Source organism: Caldicellulosiruptor hydrothermalis 108, assembly GCF_000166355.1.
Lineage (GTDB): Bacteria > Bacillota > Thermoanaerobacteria > Caldicellulosiruptorales > Caldicellulosiruptoraceae > Caldicellulosiruptor > Caldicellulosiruptor hydrothermalis.
In genome coordinates this window covers 1377870-1395082 of record NC_014652.1, presented here as the reverse complement: position 1 = coordinate 1395082, position 17213 = coordinate 1377870, and the positions used below count along the sequence as shown (strand labels likewise).

The following is a 17213-nucleotide window of genomic DNA, read 5'->3' as shown; positions in this document are numbered from 1 at the left end:
ACAAAAATTAACAACTTCAAAAAAGACAATAATATCCTAAGCCTTCTTAACTCCTTGTTTTAGAAGGTTAAGTAAAAACAAAACCAGAAATTTTTTGTAAGAAATAGATTTAAAAAATAGTAGTATTAAGCGATAAGTTTTTTGAGCTTGTTAAGTTTTTTGATAGTCAATTTAGAGCAATAGAGTTTGATATTGTGAGCGAGAATAAACAAGAGCGAGAAAGTAATGGCAGATAGCAAGAAATCAGAGAAAATAGAAATATGGTCATAAGTAGAGATAGTATCAGAGCCCATGTAGGATTTCAGGTGGTAAATAGTCTGCTCTACAGCGACACGTTTTTTGTAGAGGTCAAAAAACTCTTGTGAATTTCTGTTGATACCTGGGAAAGAGCGAAAGTTATCTGGGTATGTATAGAACATTCTACCCGATTTAGAGGTAGTACAAGGCTGAGGGCAAGAGCAGATGCGTTTGCCATCTTTGTATTGTGACATAGGGCAAGTCCATTTAAGGCGCAAAGAGCGATTTTTACCCTGACATTTGCCTTCGGGTTTAAAAGGTTTGTTGAACTTTTTGCAGATAGGGATACCATCTTCAGAAATAACGATATTGGGGTCTGATGTAGGTGTAGTATTTTTAGAAGCTCTTGTATTTAGTGGAATAACGATTTTGGAGAAGTTAAAGGTATTTTTTAAAGTGGAGTATATGTTGTGGGAATCCAAAGCACTGTCGGCGATGAAAGTGGAGAAATTTTTGGGGATATAAGAGAATAAAGTTTCGAGCGAAGGAATTAAACCTTTAGAGTCGGAGATAGCTTTTGCTTCTTGTGGGTCAGAGGAAGGGGAATCATAGTTAAACAGAGGTACTAAAGCTAAAGGGATACCGAGAGCGTTGGTAATGACTGCAAATTTTAAAGCCCAGCAGAAATGGCCATTTACAAACATAAGACGGATGTTAGAATTAGCGTTAGCAGTTTTAGGCAAAGAAGAATAAACGAGAGAGTAGACTTTTTCAGAGGGAAGTTCAGGGTTAGCTTTTGAGGTATTTTTCAGCAGTAGATGAATGAATTTAGGATTGTTTTCACGAACCTTTGGGACAATACCTGTTGTGTCGAAGATTAAGATTGAAGAATCTTGAGGGCATTGTTGGATGGAAATATTATGTGCATGGATAGAGATATTTTGAAAAAGTTTATGGATTTCACTTGCAAATATTTTTCTAAAGCGAGAGAGAGTAGAGATAGAAGGGACATTGCCATGAAGATTACAAAATGAGCGAAGTTCGAATGAGTTGAGTAAGACAGCACGAAGCTGAGTTAAAGTATTGAGTTTGAGCAATTTTTGGACGAGGAAGCAACAAAGCATAGATTCTAAAGAGAAGTATCTATGCTTACCGAAATATTTGTAGTAGGCATTGTAGAAAGAAGAAGGTATATAATGTGACAAGTCAATGAATTTATTGAACAAGCCCAAGAGGCTTTCAGGCTTGTAGAGAGCCGAAGCCTTTAGGTGGGAGAATAGGTCTATGAAAGAAAGTTGTTTAGGTTTGGTGTTGAACATTTTGGAACCCTCCTCATAGTAGAAAATTTGTTTTATATAATCATATTTTACTACAATTATGAGGAGGGTGACCAGTCTTTTTTGATTCTATGTAAAGCTTGATAACGCTCATCTTGAGCGTTTTTGCAAAAGGCTAATTTTTGATACTAAAAGAAGGAGGCGAAGAGTTATTTCTGAAGAAAAAACCTTGACAGTAGAAGGTTTTGAAGGCCGACTGGATAGGTATCTTTCTGAGGCTCTTTCTAAAACCCGCAGTTTTGTTCAAAAGATAATAGAAGAAGGAAATGTATTGGTAAATCAAACACAGGTTTTAAAACCTGCATATAAAGTCAAAAGTGGAGATATAATAAAAGTTGTCATTCCAGAGCCTAAACAGCTATCCATTGTTGCTCAAGATATAAATATTGAAGTTGTTTATGAAGATGAACACTTAGCGGTGATAAACAAACCGCGGGGGATGGTTGTACATCCCGGCGCGGGCAATTTTGAAAATACTCTTGTAAATGCTCTTTTGCACAAGTTCAGAGGGAGACTTAGTAGTATAAACGGGGTTATAAGACCCGGAATTGTCCACAGACTTGACAAAGACACATCGGGACTTTTAGTTGTTGCTAAAACAGATGAAGCACATGTTAAACTTTCTGAAGCTTTAAAATCTCATCAAATAAAAAGGATATACTATGCTATATGTGAAGGTGTGTTAAAAGAAGACAGTGGCGTAATAAATGCACCGATTGGGAGACATCCTGTAAATAGGCTTAAAATGGCTGTTGTTCCCAATGGGAAAGAAGCAGTTACTTACTTTGAGGTTTTAGAAAGGTTTGACAAATACACTTTTGTGAAATTAAGACTAAAAACAGGAAGGACTCACCAGATAAGAGTTCATATGTCGTATATAGGTTATCCTTTGCTTGGAGATGGTACTTATGGAAGAGCAAAAAACGAATTTGGAGTTGAAGGGCAGGTTCTTCATGCAGGTGAGATTGAGTTTGTCCACCCTATAACTTCAGAAGTTCTGCACTTTTCAGCCGAGTTACCTGAATACTTTCTTAAGATTTTAAACATACTGAGAAGTAAAAAACAATAAATACCGCTTATAACATTAAAAACCATAGACAAACTGTACATCTTGGTGTTATAATAGCTAAGAAATAAAAAACTGAATAGTGGCTTTAAGAGAATTTAAGACCTTTAAGCTGGCCCTGTGAGGCGGCAAGGTTGAAATAAGAGAGGTTGAGAGTATTAGCATGTCAGAAAAGCTTCTTGCCAATTCACAGGCAGGAAGCTTTTTTTGTGCCAAAGGAGGTGCTGTATTTTGGAAAAATTTAAAGAAATTATGGATGCGAATCAAATGCGAAGGGCTTTGGTCAGAATTTCACACGAGATACTTGAAAAGAACAAGGGTGTTGAAAGTCTTTGCCTTGTTGGTATTCAGCGAAGAGGTGTAACTCTGGCAAAAAGAATACAGGAAAACATAGAAAAGATAGAAGGTGTAAAGCTTCCTTTAGGTATTTTGGATATTACATTTTACAGAGATGATTTAAGCCTTCTATCAGAACACCCTACGGTTAACTCCACAAGGATTGATTTTGATATAAACAATAAGAAGATAGTTTTAGTAGATGATGTTCTTTTTACAGGCAGAACAGTCAGAGCGGCAATTGAAGCTTTGATGGACATGGGAAGACCAAAAATGATTCAGCTTGCAGTGTTGATTGACAGAGGACACAGAGAACTTCCAATTAGGGCTGACTATGTAGGAAAAAATGTTCCAACTTCAAGAAAAGAGATTGTTCATGTTCTTGTTGATGAGTTTGACAACGACAACAGGGTAATAATTGAACAGCTTGATAGGGAAATATAACTTTAAAAGAAAGGGGAAAGCTTTGAAAATGAACAGAATTGTTCAGGTCGAAGAAAAGCTCCCATTTTTAAAAACATTGCCTTTGAGCCTTCAACATCTTTTTGCCATGGTTGGCGCAACAATCTTGGTTCCTATTCTGGTAGGGCTTAGTCCAACTGTTGCTCTCTTTACAAGTGGTGTGGGGACCATAATATATATTCTTGTAACAAAAAACAAAATACCTGCATATCTTGGTTCTTCCTTTGCATTTATAAATCCTATTATAACAGTTTCCGCTTCGCTTGGAGGAAAAGAATACGCTCTTGCCGGATGCATTGCGTCAGGTGTTGTATATCTGATTGTAGCATTTCTTGTTTACTTGTTTGGAACAAGCTGGATTGACAAGATTTTGCCACCGGTAGTTGTTGGTCCTGTTGTAATGATTATTGGACTTTCTCTTGCAAGGGCTGCCGCTGTGAAATCAGCAGGACTTTTCAAAGAGGTTATAAAAGATGGTCAGATTTTAGAAGTTGCTGTAAATGTCCTAAAAAGTCCCGTTTGCTGGGTTTCTATCTTTACATTACTTGTTGCCGTATTTGGTTCTGTTTACTTTAAAGGATTTTTTAAAGTCATACCTGTTTTAATTGGACTTGTGAGTGGATACCTTTTTGCATATGTACTTGACTTGATTGGTATGAACACAAATCTTCTCAATTCGTTCTATCCAAATGGCAAGTATATTCCATTTTTAAATTATGAAGTTATTAGGAATGCTAAATGGCTGGGGCTTCCTCAGTTCACATTCCCTAAATTTTCACTCTCTGCTATTTTATCAATTGCTCCAATTGCCATAGTTACAATAACAGAACATATTGGACATCTTCTTGTGACAAACAATGTTGTAGGAAGAGACTTTACAAAAAATCCAGGACTTCACAGGTCATTAGCAGGAGATGGGCTTGCAACAATTGCTGCAGGTTTTCTTGGAGGTCCTCCTAATACAACATATGGTGAAAATATCGGCGTTATGGCTATAACAAAGGTATACAGCACATGGGTAATCCTGTGGGCAGCAATCTTGGCAATTTTGCTTTCATTTGTCCAAAAGCTTGGTGCTCTTATTCAGGTAATTCCTTCACCTGTAATTGGAGGAATCAGCATCCTGCTGTTTGGTGTTATTGCTTCATCTGGTTTGAGAATGATGATTGAAAGCAAGGTGGACTTGTCTCAAACACGCAACCTTGTAATTGCTTCTGTGGTCTTAATAATTGGTGTTGGTGGAACAAGACTCAAATTTTTCAACATTGAATTTGAAGGAATGGCTCTTGCAACATTTGTCGGAATAATCTTAAATCTTCTTTTGCCAGAGTCAAAAGAACTCAAAGTGGCAAAGGCAAAAGAAGCTTTAGACCCAAATAATTAAAGGTAGGGGATTTTCCCTACCTTTTTTGTAAACAGTCGGAGGTGAATAAATTGAAACATTTGCTTGGGTTAAGAGAAATTTCAAAAGAGGATATAATAAAAATACTTAATCTTGCAAAAGATATGAAGACAATTTTAAAGAGTGAAACTAAAAAGACTCCTCATCTGCAGGGGTATTCGGTGGTAACTCTGTTTTATGAAAATAGCACCAGAACACGAACATCGTTTGAGCTTGCAGCAAAGTTTATGAGTGCAAATACAACCTCTATATCTGTGCAAACCAGTAGTGTGCAGAAAGGAGAATCTTTGCTTGACACTGTAAAAACTTTGGAAGCTCTAAAAACAGATGTTCTAATTGTTAGACATTCAGTCTCTGGCGTGCCGCATTTTATTGCTAAAAACTGCTCATTTTCGGTCATAAACGCTGGTGATGGAATGAACGAGCATCCAACTCAGGCACTGCTTGATATGTTCACAATAAGAGAAAGGCTTGGAACAATTGAGAAGTTAAAGATAGCAATTATTGGCGATATTCTTCATAGCAGGGTTGCAAGAAGTAACATATGGGGACTTTCTAAGTTTGACAACCAAATCACAGTGTTTGGACCACAAACTCTTATTCCTCCTTATATTGAAAACTTTGCTTATGTTGCTTCCTCTTTAGAGGAGGCAGTTTCAGGAAAAGATGTTGTAATAGATTTGAGGATTCAGCTTGAGAGACAAAAACGGGGCTTTATAACCTCAAAACAAGAATATTACAAGTTTTATGGATTAAACGAAGATATAATGAGGTATATTTCAGGCAGCACCCTGATTATGCATCCTGGTCCTGTCAACAGGGGAGTTGAAATTTCTTCAGAGGTGATGCAGCTGCCAAATTCTACAATTGATGAGCAGGTTACAAACGGTATTGCTGTTAGAATGGCAGTTTTATATCTTTGTACGCGCAAGGAGGGAATTTATAGGTGATGATATTGATAAAAAATGCACAGATTGTAAATAGTATTCACGACAAAAATGAAAAAGCTGATATACTGATAGTTGATGACAAGATAGAAAAGATTGGTAAAGACATAGAAGAAAATCCAGATAAGATGATAATAATAGATGCAAGCGGCAAGTATGTAATGCCAAGCTTTACCGATATTCACTGTCATTTACGAGAACCTGGTTTTGAGTACAAAGAAGACATAAAGAGCGGCAGCAGAGCTGCTTTAGCAGGAGGATTTACAACCATCTGCTGTATGCCAAACACAAACCCTCCTGTAGACAACAGAGCAATGGTTGCGTATATAAAATATCGTGCAAAAGAGGTCTCACCAATTGAGGTTTTACCTGTTGGGGCTATAACAAAAGGACTTTTAGGAGAAGAGCTTGCAGAGATAGGATTTATGAAAGAAGAAGGGGCTATTGCTATATCAGACGATGGAAAGTGTGTTATGAACGCAAACATTATGAGAAATGCTCTATTGTACTCAAAAGATTTTTCGATACCTGTCATTTCACACTGTGAGGATACGAACTTATCTGAAGGAGGACAGATAAATTTAGGATATGTGTCAACAATCACGGGACTTAGAGGAATTCCACGCGAGGCAGAATCAACCATCGTTGCAAGAGATATTCTTCTTGCAAAAGAAACAAAAGCACATCTTCATATAACCCATGTGTCCACCAAAGAATCTGTTAGACTTATAAAAATGGCAAAAGAGTGGGGGGTAAATGTCACGGCTGACACATGCCCGCATTATATAAGTCTTACAGAAGAAGAGGTGCTCGGATTTAATACAAATGCAAAAGTAAATCCTCCTTTGAGAACACAAGAGGATATTGAAGCTTTAATTGAAGGATTAAAAGAAGGTGTAATCGACTGTATATCAACAGACCATGCTCCACATCATAAAGATGAAAAGAATGTCGAATTTAACCTTGCTGCAAGCGGGACAATTGGATTTGAAACTGCATTTTCAGTGCTTTTCACATATCTTGTTGAGAAAAATGAGTTTGAGTTGAGAAAAGTGGTTGAGCTTTTGAACCAAAATCCAAGAAAAATAATTGGACTTCCCCCAAATGTTATAAAAGAAGGTGAAAAAGCCAACCTTGTAATTGTGGATTTAAAGAAAAAGTGGGAAGTGAAAGAGGAAAACATTATGTCAAAGTCGAAAAATAGTGTGTTTTTGGGAAAACTTTTGACTTCGTATGTTGAGACAGTAATATATAATGGGAAGATATTAAAAAAGGACGGTGTTTTAAATTGTTGAACTTTTCTGATAGGCTAATTGAGGCTATAAAAAAGAAAAATAGTGTTCTTATAGCAGGAATTGATACAAGCATTGAAAATATACCAGATTATTTTATCAAAAGATTTTTTGACAAAGAAAAAAGCGAGATTGACAATTTGAAAACTATCTTGTTTGAATACAATCGAAGAATTATAGATGCTGTGGAAGAAAATGTGGTTGGGGTAAAGTTTCAGGCAGCATTCTTTGAACAGTACTCTTACCATGGGTTTGAGGTTTTGCATAAACTCTGTGAATATGCAAAAAACAAAAAGCTTGTGGTAATCTTTGATGGCAAAAGAAACGACATCTCAAGCTCTGCAAAAGGATACTCAAACGCTTACCTTGGCGAGACACCTGTTTTTGGTAAAAAAATGAGGTTTTTTGAGTTTGACGCAATCACTACAAACCCTTATCTCGGTCAAGACGGTATAAAGCCATTTGTTGAAGACTGTGAGAGATTCAAAAAAGGTCTGTTTGTCCTTGTTAAGACTTCCAATTCTTCTTCTGCCGAGTTTCAAGACCTGACTATAGAAGATAAATACCTTTTCGAACTGGTAGCTGAAAAAGTTTATGAGTGGGGGAAAAACTGCATTGGAAAAGAAGGTTACAGTGATGTTGGTGCTGTTGTAGGTGCAACCCAAAAAGAAGCTGCTAAAAGAATAAGGGAAATCTTGCCAAACTCCTTCTTTCTTGTACCGGGAATCGGTGTGCAGGGAGGAAAAATAGAGGATTTAAAATATTTTGTGGACAGTAACAACATGGGCATAATAGTAAATTCGTCACGCGATATAATCTATGCATACAAAAACTATGTTCATTCGGATTTTGAAAAAAGTAGCTATTTAGCTTCAAAAAGTATCAAGGAAAGTATAAACGCAGTAATCTCCTAAAGAAATAAAATCAAAAGAGGTGAGACTTTAAAGTGCCACTGAGAAAGGATATCAAAAAGGTTTTGGTTATTGGTTCAGGACCGATTATAATTGGCCAGGCAGCAGAGTTTGACTATTCAGGAAGCCAAGCTTGCAAGGCATTAAAAGAGGAAGGCATTGAAGTTGTCCTTATAAACTCAAACCCAGCAACAATAATGACAGACAAAACAATGGCAGACAGTATCTATATTGAGCCTATAACTTGTGAAATAATAGAAAAAATAATTCAAAAAGAAAAAGTTGACTCTATATTACCAACACTTGGAGGTCAAACGGGCCTTAACACTGCTGTTGAGCTTTACAAAAGTGGGATCCTTGACAAATACAATGTCAAGGTAATTGGAACAAATATTGAAGCTATTGAGTTTGCAGAAGATAGACAACTTTTTAAACAGCTGATGATAAAAATTGGCGAACCTGTTATTCCAAGTGAAGTTGTAAACAGCGTAGAAGATGGACTTGCGTTTGCAAAGAAAATAGGCTTTCCTGTGATAATAAGGCCGGCATATACCCTTGGCGGAACTGGCGGTGGTATTGCAAACAATGAAGAGGAGTTTGTAGAGATTGCAAGAAGAGGTCTTTCTTACAGTCCTGTACACCAAATACTTGTAGAGAAAAGTATAAAAGGGTGGAAAGAGATAGAGTATGAGGTTATGCGAGACTCAAACGGATGCTTGATTACCGTGTGTAATATGGAAAATATTGACCCTGTGGGAATTCATACAGGCGATAGCATTGTTGTTGCACCATCGCAGACACTTTCTGATAAAGAATACCAAATGCTAAGGTCATCTGCTCTCAAAATCATAGATGCTCTGAAGATTGAGGGAGGATGTAATGTCCAGTTTGCCCTAAATCCTGATAGCTTTGAATATGCTGTGATTGAAGTAAATCCAAGGGTCAGCCGCTCATCTGCTTTAGCTTCAAAAGCAACAGGTTATCCCATTGCCAGAATTGCTGCAAAGATTGCACTTGGGTTTACACTTGACGAAATAGAAAATGCCATTACAAAGATGACATACGCAAGCTTTGAACCCGCTCTTGACTATGTTGTTCTGAAAATTCCACGCTGGCCGTTTGACAAGTTTACTTATGCAAACAGGAAACTTGGTACACAGATGAAAGCAACTGGAGAGGTCATGGCAATCGGAAGGACGTTTGAAGAAAGCCTTTTAAAAGGTATAAGGTCTCTTGACATTGGGCTGGACTACTTAGACCTTCCAGAGTTAAAAAGTTTAGATAATGAAGCTCTCTTAGAACTTATAATCGAAGCTGATGACAGAAGAATATTTGCACTCGCTGAGGCTATAAGAAGAGGATATGAAGTTGAGTACCTATACCAAATCAGTAAAGTAGATAGATTTTTCCTCCACAAGATTAAAAATATAATTGAGATGGAAGAAAGAATAAAAAAAGAGGAATTAAACAGCAGTATTCTGCTTGAAGCAAAGAAGATGGGGTTCAGTGACAAGACGATTGCAAATCTCAAAGGGATATCTGAAAATGATGTTAGAAGCTTGAGAAAGAGCCTAAATATAACACCGGTATATAAGATGGTTGATACTTGTGCAGCAGAATTTGAAGCAAAAACTCCATATTATTATTCAACATATGAAAGAGAAAATGATGTAGCAGTATCACAAACATCAGATACCCAGAGAAAAATTGTTGTTTTGGGTTCAGGTCCGATTAGAATTGGTCAGGGAATTGAGTTTGATTATACTTCTGTGCACAGTGTTTACACACTCTCAAAACTTGGCATAAAATCTGTGATTATCAATAACAATCCTGAAACTGTAAGTACTGATTTTGATACTTCAGATATGCTCTTTTTTGAACCTCTCACAAAAGAAGATGTGTTAAATGTCATTGAGACAGTGCAGGCAGAGGGTGTAATAGTCCAATTTGGAGGTCAGACAGCTATAAAACTTTCTCAGCAGCTTGCAAAAGAAGGTATCAAGATTTTTGGTACAAGCGCAGAGGGAATAGACATTGCAGAAGACAGAGAAAGATTTGACAAAATCTTGAATAAGCTTTCAATAAAAAGACCTCCAGGCTTTACATGTTATACACTGCAAGAAGCCCTTGAAATCGCAAACTCATTGGGATATCCTGTGCTTGTGCGGCCTTCATATGTTCTTGGTGGACAGGGCATGAAAATCGCCTTTGACGATGACGATATTGTAGAGATGCTCAGCTATGCGAAAAATCTCAATGATCATCCTATCCTCATTGACAAATACATTGTCGGAAAAGAAATTGAGGTTGATGCTATATCTGATGGCAAGGACATCTTGATCCCAGGGATAATGGAACATATTGAAAGAGCAGGTGTTCATTCGGGAGACAGTATATCCCTGTATCCTGCAAGAAATATCTCAAAGTATATTGAAGAGAAGATTGTCGAATACACGCTAAAAATAGCAAGAGAACTTGAATGCAAAGGACTTATGAATGTGCAGTTTATTGTTCAAAACGAAGAACTTTACGTCATCGAAGTAAATCCAAGAGGCAGCAGAACGGTACCGTTTTTGAGCAAGGTAACTGGCGTTCCCATGGTTGAGCTTGCAACAATGGTAAGTTTGGGATACAGGCTGAAAGATTTGGTAAACACAGTTGGGCTTTTGCCGAAAAAGAATTTCTATGCCTTTAAAGTTCCTGTTTTCTCATTTGAAAAACTTCCTGATGTTGAAGTATCACTTGGTCCTGAGATGAAGTCAACAGGTGAGGTTATGGGAATTTCGAAAGACTACTATGTTGCTCTTTACAAAGGGCTTGTTGCAAGTGGCATAAAGCTTCCTTTAGAAGGTGGAGTACTTTTTACTGTTGCCGACCCTGACAAAAATGAAATCATCCCAATTGCTGAGAAGTTTGAAAAGCTTGGATTCAAGATATACGCAACATCAAAGACAGCAAAACATCTGAATTTTTATCAGGTTGCTGCAAATTATGTTAAAAAAGTGTCTGAAGGAAGCCCAAATATAATAGATTTGATTAGAAAGGGAGAAATAAACATTGTCATTAATACTCCTACAAAAGGAAGACAGCCGCAGAGAGATGGTTTTTTGATAAGAAGGTTTGCTGTTGAAAATAAGGTTCCAATCTTCACTTCAGTTGACACTGCAAAGGCTGTAGTTGAAATTATTGAATTTCTAAAACAAAAAAGAGAACTTGACATATTTAACATAGGAGAGATTGATAATGAAGCTATTAGACGTTGAAATTGAAGAAAATGTAAAGATTGCAAATGATATATTTCTTCTATCCTTTGAATCTGAATATTTAGCAGAAAATTTTAAACCGGGCAATTTTGTGAATATTCTAATTGATAAAGAGAGCATCTATCCTCTTTTAAGAAGACCTTTTAGCATCTCTTTTGTTGAGGGAAAAAGAGTCTATATCGGTTACAAATTGGTAGGTAAAGGCACAAAACTTCTTTCTCAAAAATCAAAAGGAGAGGCTATTGATATCTTGGGGCCACTTGGAAACTCATTTTTGACAGACACATTCGACGGTAAGGTTGCTGTGATTGGAGGGGGGGTCGGGATTTTCCCTCTTCTTGGCCTCTGTAAAGAGCTCAAAAATAGAGGTAATAAAGTTGATGTATTTCTTGGATTCAGAGATTTAAACTCAATGTTTTTGGTAGAAAGATTTGAGGACATTTGTGACAATACCTTAATAGCAACAGATGATGGCTGTAGAGGTTATAAAGGGAGTGTTGTTGAGCTTTTTAAAGCCAATGTTTCAAAAGAAGAATATAAGGTTGTTTTTTGCTGTGGTCCGAAGCCTATGTTAAAGGCGATTAAAAATCTTAATCTTCCTGTAAAATGTTATGCCTCTTTAGAAGAAAAAATGGCGTGCGGGATAGGCGCATGTCTTTGCTGCAGTATAAAAGGAAAAGATGACAAAATGTATCATGCGTGTTCAGATGGCCCTGTTTTTGATATAATGGAGGTTGAGATTGAATGAATTTAGAAGTTGAAATAGCGGGGATAAAACTCAAAAACCCTGTTATTGCAGCATCAGGCACATTTGGTTTCGGTCGAGAATATTCAAAGTTAATTGACATAAGTGAATTTGGCGCTATCTGTACAAAGGGCATCACTTTGAAAAAGAGAAATGGCAATCCCCAGCCAAGACTTTGTGAAGTATATGCTGGAATAATAAACTCTGTAGGGCTTGAAAATCCAGGGGTTGAAGCCTTTATAAACGATGAACTCCCTTTTTTAAAAGGTTTCGATACAAAAATCATTGCCAATATAAACGGTTTTACGAAAGAAGAGTTTGTTGAACTCACAAGAATCTTAACTTCACTTGTGGACATGATTGAAGTAAATTTATCATGTCCAAACGTGAAAGAAGGCGGAATGGTCTTTGGTAAAGACCCAAAAAAAGTTTATGAAATAACAAAATCTGTAAAGAATGTAGCAAGTTGCCCGATCATTGTTAAACTTACACCAAATGTCACAGATATAACTCAATTAGCAATAGCTGCAGAAGATGCAGGAGCTGATGCAATTTCGCTTATAAACACTGTATCTGCTATGGCAATTGATATTGAAACAAGAAAACCCCTGATAAAGATGGTAACAGGTGGGCTTTCAGGCCCTGCTATAAAGCCAATTGCAGTTAGAATGGTTTATGAGTGTTTCAAGAAAGTTAGAATACCCATTATTGGCATGGGAGGAATTATGAATTACAAAGATGCCATTGAGTTTTTTATTGCTGGAGCAACTGCCATTCAGATAGGTACTGTAAATTTTATAAATCCTAAAGCTGTTTGTGAAATAAAAGAGGGAATTGAGGCTTATCTCGAAAGAAAGGGTTTTAGTTCTATAAAAGAGCTTGTAAGTAGCATTAATATCTGAGGTGAAAACAAAATGTCAAAGACAGTTGTATATCTTATTCGCCATGCAGAGGCAGAAGGAAATTTTATAAGAAGATTTCATGGTATTACAGATTCTGACGTAACAGAAAAGGGTAAATTACAAGCTCAAAAACTTGCAGAAAGATTAAAAAATGTCCATTTTGATGTAATTTATTCAAGTCCTCTGAAAAGAGCCTTCTATACTGCAAGCAAAATAGCAGAGGGAAGAGATATAAATATTATAGTAAGAGAAGATTTGATAGAGATAAACGGTGGAGAGTGGGAAGACAGGTGCTGGGATGAACTTCCATTGCTTTATCCAACAGAGTATGAAATGTGGGAGAAAATGCCTCACAAACACTGTATGCCAAATGGCGAAAGTATGTATGAACTTTTCTTGAGGGCAAAATCTGCTTTTGAGGACATTGTAAAGTCAAATGTTGGGAAGAGAATATGTATTGTAACCCACGGAACGTTAATTAGGGCTCTTCTGACGTATATAAAAGGATATGAATTTGAAAGACTCAACGAGATTTTGTGGCAGGACAATACTGCTATAAATATAATCGAGTATAAAGAAGGGAAATACCACCTTGTTGTTGAGGGTGACTGGTCTCATCTTGGAAAGGAGCTTTCCACAATAGCATATCAAGACTGGTGGCAACAGTTTTTAAAAGAAAGAGGAATTGAAAAACAAGATATTACTATTATTGAAAGGGGAGAAAGTTATGAATAAAGAAGCTTACATTCAAATGTTCAAAGATACAGATGCACTTTTAGAGGGTCATTTTCTTCTTTCTTCAGGTAAACACAGCTCAAAATATCTTCAATGTGCAAAAATACTACAGTATCCTAATTTAGCAGAAATTATTTGCAAGGATTTAGCTCAATATTTTAAGTATGAGCAAATTGATGTTGTAATTGGTCCTGCTCTTGGAGCAGTAACACTTTCGTATGAACTTGCAAGACAGTTGAACTGTCGCTCTATATTTGCAGAAAGAGAAGATGGAATTATGAAGTTAAGAAGAGGATTTTTTATAGAAAAAGGCGAAAAGGTCTTAATTGTTGAAGATGTTATAACCACAGGCGGTTCTGTAAAAGAAATAATTGAGATAGTTAAAGAATACGGTGGTGAAATTGTTGCAGTTGCTGGCATTGTAGATAGAAGTGGCGGGAAGGTAGACCTTGGCTATCCCTTAAAAACCCTTCTTACACTGGAAATTGAAACTTTTGAGCCTGAAGAGTGTCCACTTTGTAAAGAAGGTATACCTATTGTGAAGCCTGGAAGTAGGAAAAAATAAGTTGTGATATGGATAATTGAAATTATTAATCCAAAAAAGTAATATTGACAGTTAATTGATAAAAGTGATAGAATGTTATAAATATTAGTTGGAAACATGGAGGATATATAAAATTTGAGAATATGCCCAAAATGTAACGAATTAAATGGTGAAAACAGAACAGAATGTTGGAAATGTGGAGCTATTTTAGGTCCAGTAGATAAGTACAAAAAAATTTGTCTGAAATGTGGGCGAATATACCCTCAGAGAGCTGAAATTTGCGATGAATGTGGAGGAAAACTGGCAGTATATAGTGAAAATACTAATTACAAATATAGTAAAACTAATAATAGTAGTTTTTGGTTATACATAGTTTCAATATTGTTACCAATTATCGGTATTATATTGGGTTGCATCTATATAGCAAGAAGGGAAGATAATTTGGGAAAATCTTTGATTATAACAAGCATAGTCGTTATAGTTATTTCAATCTTTATAAGTTTGCTCTTTGTCAGTTGTTCTCCTAATTTTTGATTTTTTTAATAAAAAAATTTTAGCATAATAAAAAATGCAGGGACTTTAAAAACAACGTTGCTAAACAAGATAGCCCTGCATTTTTTATATCTTTTCAAAAATCAACCACCTAAATAAGCTTTTTTAACCTCAGGATTTGCTGCAATCTCTTTTGCATCTCCGGATAAAACAATTTTACCTGTCTCTATTACATACGCCCTGTCTGCGATTGAAAGTGCCATGTGGGCATTTTGTTCAATCAAAAGTATAGTTGTACCTTGTGAGTTTATCTCTTTTATTATCTTAAAAATCTCAGTTACAAGTATAGGTGCTAAGCCCATTGAAGGCTCGTCAAGAAGCAGAAGCTTTGGCCTTGACATTAGTGCTCTTCCAATTGCAAGCATCTGCTGCTCTCCACCAGAGAGGGTACCTGCTAACTGATTCTTTCTTTCATATAACCTTGGAAATCTCTCAAACACCTTTTTCAAATCTTCTTTTATTCCTTGCTTGTCCTTTCTCAAGTACGCGCCAAGCTCTAAGTTTTCAAGAACAGTCATTTCTGGAAAGACGCGTCTTCCTTCTGGCACATGCGAGATTCCAAGCTTGACAATTTCCATAGATGACTTTTTTGTTATATCAATATCTTCAAAATAGATTGAACCTGTACGAGGCCTAATAAGACCAGAGATTGTTTTGAGCAGGGTAGACTTTCCTGCGCCGTTTGCACCAATTAACGTAACAATCTCACCTTTTTGAACATCTAATGATACTGAAAACAAGGCCTGTATGGCTCCATAGTAAACATCTATTCCATTCACCTTAAGCAAACTCTAAATCCCCCTCTCCAAGGTAGGCTTCTATCACACGAGGGTTGTTTTTGACCTCAACAGGAGTGCCGACAGCTATAACTTCTCCATAGTCAAGAACATAGATTTTCTCACATATGTCCATCACAACCGACATGTCATGTTCAATTAAGAGTATAGTCAAATCAAACCTCTCTTTTATAAATTTGATAAGCTTCTTTAGCTCCTGTGTTTCTTGAGGATTCATTCCGGCTGCTGGTTCGTCCAATAAAAGGAGTTTTGGTGATGTTGCAAGCGCACGAACAATTTCAAGCTTTCTTTGTTCACCATAAGGCAGATTTTTAGCAAGTTCAAACCTTTTTTCATAAAGTCCAAAGATTTTTAAAAGTTCTTCAGCTTTTTTATGATTTTGTTCTTCTTCTTTTAAAAACTTTGAGGTTCTGAAAATTGCGTCAAAAAGGTTATAGCTAATGTTCTTATGAAAAGAAATTTTTACATTATCAATTACACTGAGTTCTTTAAACAACCTTATGTTCTGAAAAGTCCTTGAAATCCCCAGCGCAGAAACCTGGTATGTCTTTTTATAAGTTATATCGTAGTTTGAAAATTCTATCCTACCAGTATTGGGGTTATATATACCTGAAATCACATTAAACACTGTGGTTTTCCCAGCACCATTGGGACCGATTAGCCCGATTATTGCACCTTTTTCAATATCAATATTGACATTGTTCAGAGCTACAATTCCTCCAAAATTGACTGTCACATTTTTTATCCTAAGCATTTTTCTCACCACCAATTGGTATAAACTTTGAAAGTCTTATTTCTTTTGTCCCCATAAGGCCTTGAGGCCTAAATAACATAATTATTATCAAAATAAGAGAATATAAAACCATTCTCACTGCAGGATAATCTTGTAACAAAGCTGAAATTATTGTTAAAACTATAGCAGAGATAATTGAACCTGATATGCTTCCAAGTCCACCCAAAACAACTATCACTAATATGTCAATTGATTTAAAGAAGTTGAACATATCTGGCTGTATAAATCCAAAAGAACCGGAATAAATTGAGCCTGCAACGCCTGCAAAAAAAGCACCTATCATAAATGCCAGAACTTTATATAAAGTTGTGTTGATTCCCATAGCTTCTGCAGCTATCTCATCTTCTCTGATGGCAATCATCGCTCTGCCAAACGATGAATTGATAATATTTAATATAACCACTACACTTAAGACTGTAATGACAAAATATCCGGTCCAGTCAATTCCTTGTGGTATATCACTTATTCCACTTGCGCCACCTAAGTAATCTATATTCTGTATGATTACTCTTATAATCTCTCCAAAACCAAGTGTGGCAATTGCAAGATAGTCACCCCTCAGCCTTAGCACAGGAAGACCAATAATAAGACCACATATCATTGCAAACAACCCACCAATTAAAACGGTAAGATAAAAGGGTACTGGTTTTTCAAGGGTGGTCAAAACTGCAGTGGTATACGCTCCAATTGCCATAAATCCTGCATGTCCAAGAGAAAACTGGCCAGTGATACCGTTTATTAAATTCAAACTAACGGCTAAAATGATATTCAACATTATCAAAAAGAGGTTTAGTTTGATGTAATCATCTATAATGCCAATTTTCATTAAAAGAGTTATTGTCAAATACAGAACAATTATAAATGCAGAATATACCAGAAGTCTCTTTTTCAT

Annotated in this window: 16 protein-coding genes; 12 read left to right on the top strand and 4 right to left on the bottom strand. The window is 36.3% G+C overall.

The features are described 5' to 3' along the window. Positions 1-125 precede the first annotated feature (125 nt). Positions 126-1556, bottom strand: coding sequence for an ISNCY-like element ISCahy1 family transposase (locus tag CALHY_RS06905; RefSeq protein ID WP_013402019.1), 1431 nt, complete (start codon positions 1554-1556; stop codon positions 126-128). A gap of 187 nt (positions 1557-1743) precedes the next feature. Between CALHY_RS06905 and CALHY_RS06900 the strand changes: the two genes are divergently transcribed. From CALHY_RS06900 to CALHY_RS06845, 12 genes are all read left to right on the top strand, one after another. Beyond that, the gene (locus CALHY_RS06900) at positions 1744-2643 is read left to right on the top strand and encodes an RluA family pseudouridine synthase (protein WP_013403250.1); all 900 of its coding nucleotides are present in this window, start codon (positions 1744-1746) and stop codon (positions 2641-2643) included. 228 nt (positions 2644-2871) lie between these two features. After that, positions 2872-3420, top strand: a complete 549-nt coding sequence (gene pyrR, locus CALHY_RS06895) for a bifunctional pyr operon transcriptional regulator/uracil phosphoribosyltransferase PyrR (protein WP_013403249.1) — start codon at positions 2872-2874, stop codon at positions 3418-3420. A 28-nt stretch (positions 3421-3448) separates the two neighbouring features. Next, entirely contained in the window at positions 3449-4822 is a 1374-nt protein-coding gene (gene uraA / locus CALHY_RS06890) for a uracil permease (RefSeq protein WP_013403248.1), read from the top strand. A 50-nt stretch (positions 4823-4872) separates the two neighbouring features. Continuing rightward, positions 4873-5790 carry an aspartate carbamoyltransferase catalytic subunit gene (locus CALHY_RS06885; RefSeq protein ID WP_013403247.1) on the top strand — a complete coding sequence of 306 codons (918 nt, stop codon included), beginning with the start codon at positions 4873-4875 and terminating at the stop codon, positions 5788-5790. Further along, the gene (locus tag CALHY_RS06880) at positions 5790-7082 is read left to right on the top strand and encodes a dihydroorotase (protein ID WP_013403246.1); all 1293 of its coding nucleotides are present in this window, start codon (positions 5790-5792) and stop codon (positions 7080-7082) included. Before CALHY_RS06885 ends, CALHY_RS06880 begins: the two co-directional genes overlap by 1 nt. Next, positions 7076-7993 carry an orotidine-5'-phosphate decarboxylase gene (gene pyrF, locus CALHY_RS06875; protein WP_013403245.1) on the top strand — a complete coding sequence of 306 codons (918 nt, stop codon included), beginning with the start codon at positions 7076-7078 and terminating at the stop codon, positions 7991-7993. Before CALHY_RS06880 ends, pyrF begins: the two co-directional genes overlap by 7 nt. A 32-nt stretch (positions 7994-8025) precedes the next feature. After that, the gene (gene carB / locus CALHY_RS06870; RefSeq protein ID WP_013403244.1) at positions 8026-11253 is read left to right on the top strand and encodes a carbamoyl-phosphate synthase large subunit; all 3228 of its coding nucleotides are present in this window, start codon (positions 8026-8028) and stop codon (positions 11251-11253) included. After that, positions 11234-12001 (top strand): dihydroorotate dehydrogenase electron transfer subunit, encoded by a 768-nt coding sequence (locus CALHY_RS06865; RefSeq protein ID WP_013403243.1) that lies wholly within the window; start codon positions 11234-11236, stop codon positions 11999-12001. The genes carB and CALHY_RS06865 overlap by 20 nt, the downstream gene beginning before the upstream one ends. Next, the gene (locus tag CALHY_RS06860) at positions 11998-12900 is read left to right on the top strand and encodes a dihydroorotate dehydrogenase (protein ID WP_013403242.1); all 903 of its coding nucleotides are present in this window, start codon (positions 11998-12000) and stop codon (positions 12898-12900) included. The genes CALHY_RS06865 and CALHY_RS06860 overlap by 4 nt, the downstream gene beginning before the upstream one ends. A 12-nt stretch (positions 12901-12912) precedes the next feature. Beyond that, complete coding sequence (locus CALHY_RS06855) at positions 12913-13635, top strand: histidine phosphatase family protein (RefSeq protein ID WP_013403241.1); 723 nt, start codon at positions 12913-12915, stop codon at positions 13633-13635. Then, positions 13628-14200: an orotate phosphoribosyltransferase gene (gene pyrE / locus CALHY_RS06850; RefSeq protein WP_013403240.1), complete on the top strand. Its 573-nt coding sequence runs from the start codon at positions 13628-13630 to the stop codon at positions 14198-14200. The genes CALHY_RS06855 and pyrE overlap by 8 nt, the downstream gene beginning before the upstream one ends. 114 nt (positions 14201-14314) lie before the next feature. Beyond that, on the top strand, positions 14315-14713 hold the full coding sequence (locus tag CALHY_RS06845) for a zinc ribbon domain-containing protein (RefSeq protein WP_013403239.1): 399 nt from the start codon (positions 14315-14317) through the stop codon (positions 14711-14713). Positions 14714-14814: 101 nt separating this feature from the next. Here the strand turns inward: CALHY_RS06845 and CALHY_RS06840 are convergent, their stop codons facing one another. From CALHY_RS06840 to CALHY_RS06830, 3 genes are read right to left on the bottom strand one after another with little or no spacing between them, the layout of a single operon-like run. Next, entirely contained in the window at positions 14815-15519 is a 705-nt protein-coding gene (locus tag CALHY_RS06840) for an ABC transporter ATP-binding protein (protein WP_013403238.1), read from the bottom strand. Continuing rightward, a complete protein-coding gene (locus tag CALHY_RS06835; protein WP_013403237.1) occupies positions 15512-16282 on the bottom strand; it encodes an ABC transporter ATP-binding protein in 771 nt (256 codons plus the stop codon). Before CALHY_RS06835 ends, CALHY_RS06840 begins: the two co-directional genes overlap by 8 nt. Beyond that, positions 16275-17213, bottom strand: coding sequence for a branched-chain amino acid ABC transporter permease (locus tag CALHY_RS06830; protein WP_013403236.1), 939 nt, complete (start codon positions 17211-17213; stop codon positions 16275-16277). The genes CALHY_RS06835 and CALHY_RS06830 overlap by 8 nt, the downstream gene beginning before the upstream one ends.

Coding starts and splice junctions, on each gene's coding strand:
- CALHY_RS06835 (WP_013403237.1), bottom strand. CDS start 16,282: ATGCTTAGGATAAAAAATGTGACAGTCAATTTTGGAGGAATTGTAGCT.
- CALHY_RS06865 (WP_013403243.1), top strand. CDS start 11,234: ATGAAGCTATTAGACGTTGAAATTGAAGAAAATGTAAAGATTGCAAAT.
- CALHY_RS06880 (WP_013403246.1), top strand. CDS start 5,790: ATGATATTGATAAAAAATGCACAGATTGTAAATAGTATTCACGACAAA.
- CALHY_RS06860 (WP_013403242.1), top strand. CDS start 11,998: ATGAATTTAGAAGTTGAAATAGCGGGGATAAAACTCAAAAACCCTGTT.
- uraA (WP_013403248.1), top strand. CDS start 3,449: ATGAACAGAATTGTTCAGGTCGAAGAAAAGCTCCCATTTTTAAAAACA.
- CALHY_RS06905 (WP_013402019.1), bottom strand. CDS start 1,556: ATGTTCAACACCAAACCTAAACAACTTTCTTTCATAGACCTATTCTCC.
- pyrE (WP_013403240.1), top strand. CDS start 13,628: ATGAATAAAGAAGCTTACATTCAAATGTTCAAAGATACAGATGCACTT.
- CALHY_RS06830 (WP_013403236.1), bottom strand. CDS start 17,213: ATGAAAAAGAGACTTCTGGTATATTCTGCATTTATAATTGTTCTGTAT.
- CALHY_RS06855 (WP_013403241.1), top strand. CDS start 12,913: ATGTCAAAGACAGTTGTATATCTTATTCGCCATGCAGAGGCAGAAGGA.